The organism is Streptococcus mitis (genome assembly GCF_946188615.1).
Lineage (GTDB): Bacteria > Bacillota > Bacilli > Lactobacillales > Streptococcaceae > Streptococcus > Streptococcus mitis_BZ.
This window is the reverse complement of sequence record NZ_CAMHVK010000021.1, coordinates 1-505: the sequence shown is the minus strand read 5'-3', so window position 1 is coordinate 505 and position 505 is coordinate 1. Positions and strand designations below refer to the sequence as shown.

Below are 505 nucleotides of genomic sequence, written 5' to 3'. Positions count from 1 at the left end.
TCCTTGAAGCAAGTATTGCTACTTTGGAGTCTAAACTTTCAACTGCTAAATACGCAGATGCTACAGTAGTAAGTTCAGCTAAGGAAGTATTGGCAACAGCTAAAGCAACTCTTGCAAAAGCAGATGCTAGTCAAGCCGATGTAGATGCCCAAGCAGAAACTGTATCAGCTTTGAGCACAGTTGTAACTGAGTCAAATACTGCTGGTTTCGATAAGAAACAAGCAGATGAAAAAGAAGCAGCAAAAGCTGAAGCAGAAAAAACTGCAAGTCCAGTTGAAAAAGCTCTTTCAGTAGCTACAACAACTCTGACACAAGTATCATCAGAAGCTGAAGTAACGAATAAATTGGCTGAAACTGAGCTTGCTAAGGCAGATGTCAAAGAAGAAAACAAGGCAGCGGTTACAGCAGCGGTCGCTAAAAACCAAGCAGTTCTTACTGAAACTAAGGCTCTTCTTGCTGATAAGAGTGTCACAAAAGAGCAAGTAGATGCACAATTGGAACGCCT

Annotated in this window: 1 protein-coding gene; it reads left to right on the top strand. The window is 41.4% G+C overall.

Translation table 11 applies throughout. From position 1 onward, the window contains the following. Positions 1–505 (top strand): hypothetical protein (locus OCF95_RS09755; protein WP_261105335.1); only part of this gene is annotated, 505 nt, incomplete at both ends.